The sequence below is a fragment of the Bradyrhizobium sp. A11 genome, from assembly GCF_042077125.1.
GTDB classification, from domain to species: Bacteria; Pseudomonadota; Alphaproteobacteria; order Rhizobiales; family Xanthobacteraceae; genus Bradyrhizobium; species Bradyrhizobium japonicum_B.
Genome location: NZ_CP149509.1, coordinates 5,054,583 through 5,068,369, shown reverse-complemented (window position 1 = coordinate 5,068,369; position 13,787 = coordinate 5,054,583). Strand labels below are relative to the sequence as shown.

11 protein-coding genes are annotated in these 13,787 nt (G+C 66.0%); 10 read left to right on the top strand and 1 reads right to left on the bottom strand.

Annotation, left to right across the window (positions count from 1 at the left end):
• Positions 1-27 precede the first annotated feature (27 nt).
• From WI560_RS23915 to WI560_RS23870, 10 genes are all read left to right on the top strand, one after another.
• Positions 28-1,254 carry an ABC transporter substrate-binding protein gene (locus tag WI560_RS23915; RefSeq protein WP_375305132.1) on the top strand — a complete coding sequence of 409 codons (1,227 nt, stop codon included), beginning with the start codon at positions 28-30 and terminating at the stop codon, positions 1,252-1,254.
• 43 nt (positions 1,255-1,297) lie between these two features.
• Positions 1,298-2,509: an acyl-CoA dehydrogenase family protein gene (locus tag WI560_RS23910; protein ID WP_375305131.1), complete on the top strand. Its 1,212-nt coding sequence runs from the start codon at positions 1,298-1,300 to the stop codon at positions 2,507-2,509.
• On the top strand, positions 2,509-3,546 hold the full coding sequence (locus tag WI560_RS23905; protein WP_375305130.1) for an acyl-CoA dehydrogenase family protein: 1,038 nt from the start codon (positions 2,509-2,511) through the stop codon (positions 3,544-3,546). The genes WI560_RS23910 and WI560_RS23905 overlap by 1 nt, the downstream gene beginning before the upstream one ends.
• Positions 3,547-3,561: 15 nt before the next feature.
• Positions 3,562-4,335, top strand: coding sequence for an SDR family NAD(P)-dependent oxidoreductase (locus WI560_RS23900; protein ID WP_375305129.1), 774 nt, complete (start codon positions 3,562-3,564; stop codon positions 4,333-4,335).
• Between the two features lie 25 nt (positions 4,336-4,360).
• Entirely contained in the window at positions 4,361-5,896 is a 1,536-nt protein-coding gene (locus WI560_RS23895) for an SDR family oxidoreductase (protein WP_375305128.1), read from the top strand.
• Entirely contained in the window at positions 5,893-6,675 is a 783-nt protein-coding gene (locus WI560_RS23890) for a carboxymuconolactone decarboxylase family protein (protein ID WP_375305127.1), read from the top strand. The genes WI560_RS23895 and WI560_RS23890 overlap by 4 nt, the downstream gene beginning before the upstream one ends.
• 19 nt (positions 6,676-6,694) lie before the next feature.
• Complete coding sequence (locus WI560_RS23885; RefSeq protein ID WP_375305126.1) at positions 6,695-7,162, top strand: tripartite tricarboxylate transporter TctB family protein; 468 nt, start codon at positions 6,695-6,697, stop codon at positions 7,160-7,162.
• Positions 7,163-7,174: 12 nt separating this feature from the next.
• Positions 7,175-8,674, top strand: coding sequence for a tripartite tricarboxylate transporter permease (locus WI560_RS23880; protein ID WP_375305125.1), 1,500 nt, complete (start codon positions 7,175-7,177; stop codon positions 8,672-8,674).
• Between the two features lie 170 nt (positions 8,675-8,844).
• On the top strand, positions 8,845-10,689 hold the full coding sequence (gene ftsH / locus WI560_RS23875; protein ID WP_375305124.1) for an ATP-dependent zinc metalloprotease FtsH: 1,845 nt from the start codon (positions 8,845-8,847) through the stop codon (positions 10,687-10,689).
• 213 nt (positions 10,690-10,902) lie between these two features.
• On the top strand, positions 10,903-11,124 hold the full coding sequence (locus tag WI560_RS23870) for a hypothetical protein (protein ID WP_375305123.1): 222 nt from the start codon (positions 10,903-10,905) through the stop codon (positions 11,122-11,124).
• A gap of 22 nt (positions 11,125-11,146) precedes the next feature.
• Here the strand turns inward: WI560_RS23870 and mgtA are convergent, their stop codons facing one another.
• Complete coding sequence (gene mgtA, locus WI560_RS23865) at positions 11,147-13,687, bottom strand: magnesium-translocating P-type ATPase (protein WP_375305122.1); 2,541 nt, start codon at positions 13,685-13,687, stop codon at positions 11,147-11,149.
• Positions 13,688-13,787: the final 100 nt, after the last annotated feature.

Genomic DNA, 13,787 nt, shown 5'->3' with positions numbered 1-13,787 from the left:
CTGACCCAACGATTGCTGGAGGAACGCGTGACGAAGCTCAATACCTGTCTTCTCAACCTCGCGGCGATGCTGGGCGCGCTGCTGCTTCTGGTGACGCCGTTGCGCGCGCAGGTGTCCGGCGACGTGATCAAGATCGGCATCATGAACGACCAGAACGGTCCCTATGCCGACAATTGCGGGCCTGGCGCGGTGGCCTCGGCGAGGCTCGCGGTCGCCGATGTCGGCGGCGCGGTCAATGGCAAGAAGATCGAGCTGGTCATCGCCGATGACCAGAACAAGCCCGACGTCGGCGTGGCCGTCGCGCTGCGCTGGCTCGACAATGAGGGCGTCGATGCCATCGTGGGCTGCTCGGCCTCGTCGATCGCGCTCGGCGTGCAGGACATCATGAAGGCCCGCAAGAAGCCCTACATGCTGGCGGGCACGGCGGGCTCGTTCTTCACCAACGACAAATGCTCGCCCATGACGACGCAATGGATGGTGGATACCTATGCGCAGCCGAAGGCCACGGTGAAGGCGCTGCTGGCGCAGGGCGTTAACACCTGGTTCTTCCTGACTGTCGACTACGCGTTTGGCAAGGGCTGGCAGGCGGACGCAACCAACTTCATCAACGCCGGCGGCGGCAAGGTGCTTGGATCGGTGCTGCATCCGCTCAACACGTCGGACTTCTCTTCGTTTCTGCTGACCGCGCAGGCCAGCGGTGCCAAGGCGATCGCGCTCGCCAATTCCGGCTCCGACTTCGGCAACGCCATCAAGCAGGCGCAGGAATTCGGCCTGTCGCAGAAGCAATTGCTGGTGCCGCTCGGCCTGATGATCAGCCAGACCCACGGCATCGGCCTGCGCGACCTGCAGAACGTGCGCCTGACGACGCCGTTCTACTGGGACATGACGCCGGAAACGCGTGCCTTCGCCAGGCGCTTCACCGAGGCCTCCGGCGGCCAGATCTTGAACGAGGCCAAATCCGCCACCTACAGCGCCGTCACGCACTACCTTAAGGCGGTCGCGGCAACCGCAACCGACGATGGCGAGGCCGTGGTGAAGCAGATGAAGAAGACGCCGATCAACGATTTCGAGATGAAGGATGTCGGCATCCGCGCCGACGGGCAGGTGATGCGCCCGCTCTACGTCGCCCGCATCAAGACGCCCGCCGAGTCGAAATACACCTTCGACTATTACGAGATCACGGGGACCATCGCGGCCGAGGATGCCTGGCGTCCGGCCTCGGAGAGTACATGCGATCTGCTCAAGACGCAGTGATCCGACAAAGCTCCCGAAGGTGGGCCAGAGCGAGACATCAACGATGACAGTCATTGAAACCGAGGCGCCGGAAACAGCCACAGCGGACAAGCTGTCCGGCGAGGCCTATCGGGCGGCGATGCGCCGCTGGCTGCGCGCCAATCTGCCGGCGAGCTTCCGCAGCGACAATGCGGCGTTTGCCTCACCGAGCCTCGCCCAGTCGATCGCCTGGGAAGCGGCGATGTATCGCGCCGGCCTTGCCGGGATCACTTGGCCGAAGGTCTATGGCGGCCACGGCCGCACGCTTCGCGAGCACCTGATCGCCAATCAGGAGATCGGCACGCTCGCGATGCCCGAAAGCGTCAATTCGATCGGCAAGGAGCTGGCGGGGCCGATCATTCTCGCCGTCGGGACCGAGGAGCAGAAGCACCGCTTCCTGCCCGCCATCCTGGAGATGCGCGATATCTGGTGCCAGGGATTTTCCGAGCCCGAGGCCGGCTCCGACCTTGCGGGCCTGCGGACGCGCGCCGTCCGTGACGGCGATATCTGGCGGATCAACGGTCAGAAGATCTGGACCAGCGGCGCCTATCGTGCCCAGCGCTGCCTCGTGCTGGCGCGGACCGGACCGCTGGAAGACCGGCACCGCGGCCTGGCGATGTTCGCGGTGCGGCTCGACGCCAAGGGCGTTCGGGTGCGGCCGATCAAGTCGATCGACGGGCGCGAGAGCTTCTGTGAGGTCTTCTTCGACGACGTCGAGGTGCTGCAATCCGACGCGCTGGGCGCGCCGGATGAGGGCTGGAATGCCGCGATCCGGGTGCTCGAGATCGAGCGTGCCACCAACCGCATGTATCGGGCCTGGCGCTTCGAGAACGAGCTTCGCCATCTGATCTCCGCCTGCAAGGCCGACCCGGTGCTGGCCCAATTGGTGGCGAACCGCCACTACGAGGTCAAGCTCGGCGAGGTCCTGGTCGACATCGAGGTGCTGAAAGCCCATGTCGAGACTGCCGTGGATGCGCTGGTCAATGGTGACCGGATCGGCGCGCGGGGCAGCTTGGCGAAGCTGCATTGGAGCGAGGCGCATCAACGCTTTGCCGCGCTCGCGCTCGAGCTGCTGGCGCAGGCGTCGGTGCCGCAACTTCCCGCCGTCCAGATCGCCCGTCGTCGCTTCGAGGCGATCTATCTGCAGGCGCGCGCCGAAACCATCTACGCCGGCACCACCGAAATTCAGCTTGGCATCATCGCCGACAGGATCCTGCAGCTTTCGAAAGGCAAGTGATGACGACATTGTCCGGCGACGGATTGCATCCGAACGAGTTCGCGGTGACCGCGGCGCGGGCGGTGGCGGATTGCGCGAGCTTGAGCCTGCGGCAGCAGGCGAAGCATCTCGCCAATGACGGGTTGCTCGGGGTGATCGCGTCGCAGGACGTTGGCGGGTTGGAGCTGCCGCTGGCATTTGCGGTTCCGGTGGTGGCTGCGGCCGGCTCGGGCCTGCTCGGCTTCCCTCTGATGGAGGCCCTGCTGCTCGGCCGCGCGCTGCAGCAATCGCACCCGGGCGCGGCGGAAGCGGTCGTGACCGGCGAGATGCTGGCGACGATCGCCTGGCAGGGCAGCGTGAGCGCCGAGCGTGAGGCGGACACGGTTGTGCTCGATGGCGCCGTGGCCCGCGCGGCGTGCGCGGGCGACGTCGACCATCTCCTGGTTCGCGTCGGTGCCGATGCAGCGGCGTTGGTTCCGACCGACAGCGAGGGTCTCACTGTTGAAAAAGCCGCCGGCCTGGATCTGACGGTGCCAGAGCAGAGCGTGCGCTTGCACGGCGTCACCATACCGGCCGGAAACGTGCTGGCGGAGGGCAGCTGGAGCGGCCTCTGCTCCGACGCCAACGTGCTGCGCGCCGCGGCGATCCTCGGCTCGGCCGAGACCTGCGTTGCGCTGGCTCAGGAACACGCCTCGACGCGACGGCAGTTCGGCCGCGCGCTGTCCTACAACCAGGCGATACGGCACGCACTGGCGCGGCAGAAGCTCGCCCTGGAGGGCATCAGGCATGCGATCACACGCAGCGTCGGCGATGGGGCCGGGGCGCTCGCACGCGATGCCGTGTTTCTCGCCGCGGGAACCTATGGCTGCGCGATCAGCGAAGGCGCGCTGCAGATCCACGGTGGCATGGGATTTACCTGGGATGTGCCGGTGCATCGGCACCTGCGCCGTGTCCGCGCCCTGCAGGCGCAAGGCGAGGCCAGCGTCGTCATGGCCGATCTCGGCCGGCGTTACATCAGCGCAATCGCTCCGGCGTCCGACGACGCGATGCCGGGATAGGGAAGGGAAACCACAATGATTGATGCCAAGGACAAGCCGCTCGCAGGCCGTGTTGCCTTCATCACCGGCGCCGGCAACGGGATTGGACGCGCGACCGCATTGCTGCTGGCCTCGCGCGGCGCCATCATCGGCGTCAACGACCTCAAGCCGGAGTTCGTCGCCGGGACGGTCGACGCGATCAAGGCCGCCGGCGGCGAGGCGGTCGCTATCACGCAGGACGTCTCGAGCCGCGATGGAATGCGCACGGCGGTTCTCGGCCTTGCGGAGCGGCAAGGCCGGCTCGACGTGCTCGTCAACAATGCGGCCTGGGTCCGCTACCAGTCGCTGGCCGACATCGCGCCCGAGACCGTGGACCGCATGCTCAATATCGGCTTCAAGGCGATCATCTGGGGCATTCAGGCGGCGGCCGAGGTGATGGATGCCGAGCGTGGCGGCGCGATCGTCAACGTTGCCTCCGTTGCCGGATTGATCTCGGCCAAGAACAGCATCGTCTATAGCGGCATCAAGGCCGGCGTGATGGGCATCACGCGAGCCGCCGCCGCCGAGCTCGGCGAGCGCAGGATCAGGGTGAACGCCGTGGCGCCGTCGGCGATCCCGACCGAAGGCACGATGCGCAACCGCAATGCCGAGCTCGACGCCCGGCGGATCGCGCGCACGCCGCTCGGGCGGCTCGGCACGGTCGATGACATCGCCAGGGCGATCGCATTCCTGGCCGGCGACGACAGCGGCTTCATCTCGGCGCAGGTGCTGACGGTCGACGGCGGGATCGTGCTCACCAACATTGCCTGACACCGGCGTATCGCGGGGACGGATCGTGACAGGCGCGAAGCGGCAGGCGGAACTGGACGGACGTGTCGTCCTCGTGACCGGGGCGGCTGCCGGAATCGGCTGGGCGGCCGCACGGCGCTTTGCGGCCGCGGGCGCGCGGGTCCTGATCGCCGACATCGACGCCGGGAAGGCGGCATGCCGCGCCGGCGAGCTTGGTGCTGCGCATGGCTGCTTCGGCGTCGACATGGCGCAGGCCGAGCAGGTGGCCGAGATGGTGCAGCATTGCGTCAGCCGCTTCGGCGGCCTTGACGTGCTCGTCAACAATGCGGGCCGCACCGACACGGACGGGCTTGGTGTGGTCGATCAGCCGGTGTCCACCTTCGAACACCTCGTGGCGGTGAACTTGCGCGGCAGCCTGGTCGCGGCGGAGCACGCGGCCGCGGTGATGCGGCGCGCCGGTGGCGGCGCCATCGTGAACGTGGCGTCGGGGGCGGCGCTGCGGCCGGTGCCGTTTCGCAACGGATACAGCGCCTCCAAGGCGGGCGTGCTCGCGATGACGCGGCATCATGCCTGCGCCTGGGCACGCGACGGCATCAGGGTCAACGCCGTCGCTCCGGGCTATACGCGCACCGAACTCGTCGAGGCGCTGATCGTGCGCGGCCGCATCGACCCGGCCGCCGTCGCCCGCCGCATTCCGCTCGGCCGGATGGCGGCGCCGGAGGAGATCGCCGCGGCGATCGCGTTTCTGGCCTCGCCTCGTGTGTCCTCCATCACCGGTTCCACGTTTCTCGTTGATGGCGGATCGTTGCTCGGCGGTCCCGGGCCTGCGGGTGAACCCGGCGGCACGGCGGCGCCCGCCGGGCGGCCGACCTATGCCGTGTTTGGCGCCTGCAATTCGATCGGCCGCGCCATCGTTCGGCGGCTCTCGAGCGAGGAAGCGACGGTCGTGGCGCTCGATGCCGACGCTGGGCAACTGGCGACGCTTGCTGCCGCGGTGGACGGATGCCATGCGTTTCCGCTCGATATGTCGGACGAGCGCGCCATCGCGGAGGCGGCCGAATGGATCGCGCGTCGCTTCGGTCGCATCGATGGCGCGGCGAATGCCGTTGGCGCAGATCGCGTCATCGCGGCCGGTCCGACCGCCGGTTCAAGTGCGCTGACCGCCCATTTGACGGGAGCGGTGCGCGTCGCAAAGGCGGTCGGGCCCGTCCTGCGGCAGCAAGGCTTTGGCGCGCTGCTCAACCTGACATCGGTCGGCGGCGAGGTCGCCCTCGGCGACGACGTCGAAGCTGCGAGCAGCGCCGCCGCCGTGGCGATGCTGACGCGTACATTGGCGGGCGAATGGAGCGGCCGCGGCATTCGCGTCAATGCGATCGCCGCAGGACCGATCGAAGGGACGACGTCGCGCGCCGTCAACCGGACGCCGCTCGGACGCGCGGTACCGTTGCAGGATATCGCCGAGACCGCGGCGTTCCTGCTCGGTCCCGACGCCAGCTTCGTCACCGGCAGCATCGTCGCCGTCGACGGAGGACTCAGTGTCCATGCCGGCCCCGATCATGCGATTGGAGGATACGCCTCATGACTCTCAGCCCTGAACAACAGGCTTTGAAGGAATCTTTCATTCGGGCCCGTGGCTATTGGCGGCCGTGGACCGAAGGCCTGCTGCGGCTCGATCCGGCTTTTCTCGATACCTATGCCCGCTATGGCGGCTATCCGGCGGCGACCGGTCCGCTGTCGCGCAAGATGTGCGAACTGATCTATGTAGCGCTGGACGGGTCGGCGACGCATCTGTTCCGCTCCGGCCTCGCGCTGCATATGCAGCTGGCGCTCGAGCAGGGCGCAACCGCGCAGGAGATCGTCGATGTGCTGCGCTTGGCGACAGCGCAGGGCCTCGACGGCTGCAACCTCGGCGTCGGCATTCTTGCCGAGGAGCTTGCGCTGGCCGGGCTGAATGCGGACCCGGCGCCGCTTTCGAACCAGCAGACGGCACTTCGCGAGGCCTATGTCGTGCAATTCGGCGATTGGCCGGAATTCTGCGATCTGTGGCTACGGGCCGATCCCGGCTATTTCGCCGTGATGCTCGAACTGCTGACGATGGGGGATAAGGCTGGCGGCCTCGACCGACGATCGCGCTGCCTGATCGCGCTTTCGCTGAATGGATGCTTTACGGCGCTCAATCCGCAGGGTCTTCGTCTGCAGGTCAGGCGGGCCCTTCGGCTCGGGATCGACAAGCGCGAGATCCTTCAGGTTCTGCAGATGACGGCGCATCTGGGCGTGCATGCCTGTGCGATCGGCGTGCCCGTTCTAATGGATGCAATCGAGCAGCCCGGCGAATCATCGGACGCCGAAGCCACGAGATAGCAGCAGGGGGGCAACGAGGATGACTGGGCCAACGATCCGGAATCAACGCGCCTTTGTTTCGGGCGTGTTGTTTCTTGCCTTTGCGGCGTTCTTCTTTGTCACGGCGCTCAATTACCCGGCCGGGACGGCGGCGCGGATGGGGCCGGGATATTTTCCGCGGCTGCTGGCCATCGTGCTGGCCGCCATCGGACTTGCCGTCATGGCGGGGGCGGTGAGGCCGACGGCAGAGCGGCAGCTGCTGCGGCGTTGGGACATGAAGGGCCTCGCCTGGGTCACCGGCTCCGTGGCCCTGTTTGCACTCCTGTTGTTTCCGCTCGGTCTCGTCGGCGCGCTGTTCGTGCTGATCGTGGTCTCGAGCAAGGCCAGTGCTGAATTCACCTGGACCGGCGCGCTGGCCAACGCGGCCATCCTGATCGCGCTGTGCCTCGTCGTGTTCGTCTACGGCCTCAGCCTGCAATTGCCGGTCTGGCCCGCGCCGTTCAATTGAAGGTTCGATTCGATGGATCTGTTCCACAATCTGGCGATCGGATTTTCCACCGCGGCCCAGCCGGCCAATCTGCTCTATGCGTTCTTCGGTTGCCTGCTCGGCACCCTGATCGGCGTGCTGCCGGGCCTTGGTCCGCTCGCGACCATCGCGATGCTGCTGCCCATCACCTACGCGCTGCAGCCGGATTCGGCGCTGATCATGCTCGCCGGCATCTATTACGGCGCGCAATATGGCGGCTCGACCACGGCCATCGTGGTCAATCTGCCCGGCGAGTCCTCCTCCGTCGTCACCACGATCGACGGCTATCAGATGGCGAAACAGGGCCGCGCGGGTGTTGCGCTCTCGACGGCCGCGATCGGATCGTTCTTCGCGGGCTGCGTGGCGACGCTGGCGTTGGCGGCGCTGGCGGGTCCGCTGACTACGGCGGCGCTGCTGTTCGGCCCGAAGGAGTTCTTCGCCCTGATGATCCTCGGCCTGATCCTGGCGTCGGTGCTGTCCAGTGGGCCGTTCATCGAAGGCATCGGGATGGTCGTGCTCGGCATGCTGCTCAGCCTCGTCGGGACCGATCTCAACTCTGGCACGCAGCGTTTCGCCTTCGGCATCCCGCAGCTGTTCGACGGCCTCGATTTCGTGCCGCTGGCGATGGGCATCTTTGGCTTTGCCGAGATCGTCAAGAACCTCGAGCAGGACGACAAGCTGTCGCTGGTGACGCAAAAGATCGCCAATCTGTTTCCGACCCGCGAGGATTTCCGGCGCATGATCCCCGCGATGCTGCGCGGCACCGCGCTCGGCACCTTGCTCGGCGTGCTGCCCGGCGGCGGCGCGGTACTGTCGTCGTTTGCCTCCTACACGCTGGAGAAGAAGCTGTCGCAGCATCCCGAGCAGTTCGGCAAGGGCGCGATCGAAGGCGTCGCCGGTCCGGAATCGGCCAACAACGCGGGGGCCCAGACCTCCTTCATTCCGCTGCTGACGCTCGGCGTGCCGTCCAATGTCGTGATGGCGCTGATGGTCGGAGCCATGAACATCCACAACATCCAGCCAGGTCCGGAGGTCATGACCAAGAACCCGACGCTGTTCTGGGGCCTGATCGTCTCGATGTGGGTCGGCAATCTGATGTTGCTGATCCTCAACTTGCCGCTGGTCGGCTTGTGGGTGAAGCTCCTCACCATTCCCTATCGCTATCTGTTCCCGGCAATCATGGTGTTCTGCTCGATCGGGGTCTATTCGATCAACCGCGGGACGTTCGAAGTCTACGAGGCGGCCCTGTTCTGTGTGTTCGGCTATGTGCTGATCAAGCTGAACCTGCCGGCCGCGCCGCTGCTGCTGGGTCTCGTGCTCGGGCCCGCGATCGAGGAGAACTTCCGTCGCGCCATGGTGCTGTCGCGCGGCGACGCCACCGTGTTCCTGACCTCGCCATTGTCCGCAGGCCTGCTGGCCGCAGCCGCGATCGCGATCGTCCTGATCATGCTGCCGACGATCCGGTCGCGGCGGGAGGAAGCGCTGCAGGAATGAGCGCTCAGGCGTCCGTGCCGGACGCCACCGGCTCGCCGGTCACGGCCGCGATCAACGGGAAATGCAAGGATGTGGCTGCTGGACTCCCCCCGACGTTGAGCTGAATCAAGCGGCAGCCGCCGCTCTCCGTTACCGTTTGCACTGCAGTCGACGGCGATGGGAGAAGCAGGGTGGAGTCCGATCGAGTTTCACGGAAGCAGGGCATCGCAATGGCCGCCATCCTGGCGGGCGGCATGCTGCTCGCCATGCTGCAATTCGGCCTGTCGACCTACAATACGATCGAAACCATTCCCTACAGCCAATTCGAGCAGCTGCTCGCCCAGGACAAGATCGCCGAGGTGTCCGTCGGCCCGGATACGATTCAAGGCAAATTGAAAGAGCCGCTCCCGAGCGGCAAGTCCGCCTTCGTGACCGCGCGGGTCGATATGGCCCTGGCCGAGAAGCTCGCGGCAAAGGGCGCCAGCGTGACCGGCGTCCCCGGCGGCGGCGCGTTGCAGACCTTGCTGTCCTGGATTTTTCCGGTCATCGCTTTCTTCGTGATCTGGCTCTGGATCGGCCGCTCCATGGGCGGCGGCCAGGGCCTGGGCGGGCTGATGGCGATCGGCAAGTCCCGCGCGAAGGTTTACGTCGAGAAAGACATCAAGGTCACCTTCGCGGACGTCGCCGGCGTGGACGAAGCGAAGTTCGAGCTCCAGGAAGTGGTGTCGTTCCTCAGGGATCCCAAGAGCTATGGTCGCTTGGGCGCGCACGTCCCCAAGGGTATCCTGCTGGTCGGACCGCCGGGAACGGGAAAGACCCTGCTGGCCCGCGCGGTGGCGGGGGAGGCCGGCGTCCCGTTCTTCTCGATCTCCGGCTCGGAATTCGTGGAGATGTTCGTCGGCGTCGGCGCGGCGCGGGTTCGGGATCTGTTCGAGCAGGCCCGCAAGGCCGCACCATGCATCATCTTCGTCGACGAGCTCGACGCACTCGGCCGCAGCCGCGGGCCGCTGTCGTTTGGCGGCTACGACGAGAAGGAGCAGACCCTCAACCAGCTGCTGTCCGAGCTCGACGGCTTCGATCCGAGCGCCGGCGTCATTCTGCTGGCGGCCACCAACCGCCCGGAGATCCTCGACCCCGCGCTGCTGCGTGCAGGTCGGTTCGACCGGCAGGTCCTGGTCGACCGGCCGGACAAGAACGGACGCGTTGCGATCCTGAAAGTGCATGCCCACAAGATCCGCATGAGCAGCGACGTCGACCTCGACAAGGTGGCGGGTCTCACGACCGGATTTACCGGGGCAGACCTTGCGAACCTGATCAACGAAGCCGCAATCGCGGCGACCAGGCGGAGCGGAGACGAGGTCACGTTCGACGATTTCGTCACGGCGATCGAGCGGATCGTGGCCGGGATCGAGAAGAAGAGCAGGGTGCTGAGCAAGGACGAACGGCGCAGGGTTGCCTATCATGAGATGGGCCATGCCCTCGTCGCCGCCAGCCTGCCCGGCGTCGACCCCGTGCAGAAGGTCTCGATCATCCCGCGCGGAATCGGTGCGCTGGGGTACACCATCCAGCGACCGACCGAGGACAGGTTCCTGCTGACGGTCGAGGAGCTGAAGAATCGCATCGCGGTGCTGATGGGCGGGCGGGCATCGGAGCGTCTGATCTTCGACGGGGCGATCTCGACCGGCGCCGCCGACGATCTTCAGCGTGCGACCGAGGTCGCGATCGAGATGGTGACCAAGTACGGCATGGACGAGACGGTGGGGCAACGCACTTACGCACCCAAGCCGCAAGCCTTTCTTGGCGCGGCCCAGGACAAGATCGTTGGCGCCGCCGAGGCGACCGGGCGCGAGATCGATCTCGCCGTCCGCAACCTGATCGAGGAGGGCGACTGCCGTGCCCGCGACGTCCTTCAGCAAAGGCGGGCAGACCTCGATGCCGGCGTTGATCTGTTGATCGCAAACGAAACGGTTACGTCGGAGCAGTTTGCGCCATTGCGCGGCAAACGCAGCGGCGAAGGCGAGCCGGTTGCCGCATGACGGCGCTGGGCGCCGGCAGCGCCATGATACCGCCAGAAGGGGCGGGGCTTCGGGGGACCCGCTTGGTTTCCCAGGTTGATCCGGGTCAAGATTTGCCACCGCAGACTCACTATGATGTAGCTTTCCAGGTCGCTGCGGCCGCCCCTTCGGCTGCTCCCATTTTCCGGGACGGTGACGTCAACCGAGCTGCGTGTGGAACGCGGGAATGAGTTCATGCCCACATATTATTTCGACATGAAGGACGGCGTGCCCGTCCGGGATAGAGCCGGACTGGAGCTTGTCAGCGACGGGGCCGCCATCGCGCACGGTAAGGACCTGGCCGACCGGATACGCCGGGAGAAGCCGAAGGGCCATCCCGAGCTTGAGGTCGTCATCATTGATGAGAGCGGCCGCGAAGTTCACCGCGAGCAGATCTATCCGGACGCGGTTCGGTGAGCCCCGCCTTCGTCTTGAGACGTTAGGGATCCGAGATCGCCAGCCGCTTCGCGAGGCTTGCCGAGATCAGATAGGCCGTGGCGATGGCGATGATCGTCGCAAGCAGTCCCGCAGGCAGCGCGGTAAAGCCGAATGCGCCTCGCCATGGGCCGAGTGCAAGCGCCACGCCGGCAAGCAGGGCACCCAAGGACGTGGCGATCAAGATGGCGTGGGGGCGGTTCGCACGCCACGGCAGCTTGCGAGACCGGATCACGAAGATCACCAGGATCTGGGTGGTTATCGATTCCAGGAACCAGCCGGTTTGAAACATCGGCGCGTCCGCATCGAACAGCTTGAGAAGAACGGCGAAGGTGATCGCGTCGAACAGGGACGACACCATTCCCATGACGATGGTGAAGCGAAGGATGCCTGTCATGTCCCAGGATTCGGGCCGCGCAATGTCCTCGCGATCGACGTCGTCGAAAGGGATGCCGATTTCGGAGAGATCGTAGATCAAATTGTTCAGCAGGATCTGCAGCGGCAGCAACGGCAGGAATGGAAGAACGATCGAGGCCAGCGCCATCGAAAGCATGTTGCCGAAATTCGAGCTCGTTCCCATCCGGACATATTTCAGGATGTTGGCAAACGTCCTGCGGCCTTCGCGCACGCCGGCCGCAAGCACGGATAGGTCGGGCGCCAGCAAGATCAGGTCGGCGGCCGCGCGGGCGACCTCGGTCGCGCCCGTGACGGATATGCCGACATGTGCGGCGTGGAGCGCGGGGGCGTCATTGACGCCGTCTCCCATGAAGCCGACGACGTGATTGCGGTGCCTGAGCGCGGCAATGATCCGCCGCTTCTGGTCGGGGTCGATCCGGGCAAACAGGTCGATATGGTCGACCCGGGCGATGAGCGCGGCATCAGTCAGCTCGGAGATCTCGGCGCCGGTCATGATCCGGTCCGCGCTGAGGCCGACCGATCGCGCCACGTGCGCGACCACGGCGCCATGGTCGCCGGAAATGATCTTGATGGTGACGCCGAGCGAGCCGAGCGCCTTGATGGCCGCGGCCGCATCCTGCTTCGGCGGATCGGCGAAGGCACAAAAGCCGATCATGGTCAGATTGGTCTCGTCGCCGACCGCGATTGTCTGCTGTCCCGCCGGTATGGACCTGATGGCGACGGCAAGAAGCCGGAAGCCGTCGCGGGCATAGCGCGCCTGGATGTCGGCCATCCTCTGTTGCGAGACGGCGTCGAGCGGATGAGTCAGACCATCGATTTCCACGGCCACGCAGCGAGAAAGAATGGATTCCGGAGCTCCTTTGGCGATCAGCGTCTGTTCGCCGTTGCGTCCGACCAGAACGGACAGGCACCGCCGTTCGAAGTCGAACGGGACTTCCGCAAGCCGGACCCAGCCGTCGCGGTCGTCGCGGCTCGCCGACAGGATCGCGTCGTCGAGAGGGCTTCTCATGCCGGCCTGGAACGTGCTGTTGAGGTGCGCCAAGATCAGAACGCGATCGCTGGTTCGATCCTGGGGATCGACATGCGCCTCCAGCGTGATCCGGGCTTCCGTGAGCGTGCCGGTCTTGTCGACGCAAAGCGTGTCCATCGCACCCAGATCGTGAATTGCGGACAACCTCTTGACGATGACTTTTCGCTTCGCCATGCGCCGGGCGCCGCGGGCGAGGGTCACCGTCATCACCATCGGCAGCAGCTCGGGCGTCAAGCCGACGGCGAGCGCGATCGCGAACAGGAAGGACTCCATCGCGTTGCGTTGCGCGAGGAGATGAGCCATCAGCACAAACAGAGTGAGAAAGAGCGTCAGCCGAAGGATCAAGAGTCCGAGCCTGTGGACGCCTTGCTCGAGCGCCGTCGGCGGTGCATTGGCGGCCATTGCCGAGGCGATCGCGCCGAAGCGCGTCCGGCCCCCGGTCGTCACGACCAACATCCTGCCGCTGCCGCCGACGGTACTGGTTCCCGCGAACAGGGCATTGGTGGCGTCCGCCGGCAATGAAGCGGAGCAGGCAGCGTCGGTCTTGAAGGCCGGAAACGGCTCGCCCGTCATCAGGGCTTCATTGACCTGCAGATCCTGCGCATCGAGGACGATGCCGTCGGCCGGTATCAAATCGCCGATGCGGAGCTTCACGACGTCCCCTGGGACCAGTGCGGTCACCGAAATCGTCGCATCCTTGCCGTCCCTGACGACGTCAGCCTGAATGGCGACCGATTCCCGCAACCTTTCGGCGGTGAGCTCGGCACGGTGCTCCTGAACGATATCAAGCGTGATGGAGAGGGAAAGCACGGTCGCGATGATGGCAAAGCTGCCGATATCGCCGCTCAACCCGGAGAGGAGCGCAGCCGCCAGCAGCATGGCGATCAGCGGATTCCACAGACGTTGGCCGAGCTTGCGCAGGGCCGACCGGCCCGGCGAGGCGTCGGCGCGGTTCGCCCCGTGGATCTTTAGCCGTCGGGCGGCTTCGCCCTGCGAGAGGCCGTCCGGGCCGGAGCCGAGCGCGCGGTAAAGCTCGGCCTTTGGCATTTGCCAGAACGCCTCGGCCAAAACCTTGGCCGGGCTGGATTGTTCGATCATGGAAGGGGCTCGGCGGTCGCTGATATCCAGGCGAGGCCAAAGTACGGGGCTGCTCGTTTCCCGGATTGATGCAACGCAATCAGATCTCGGACGGCGTCGT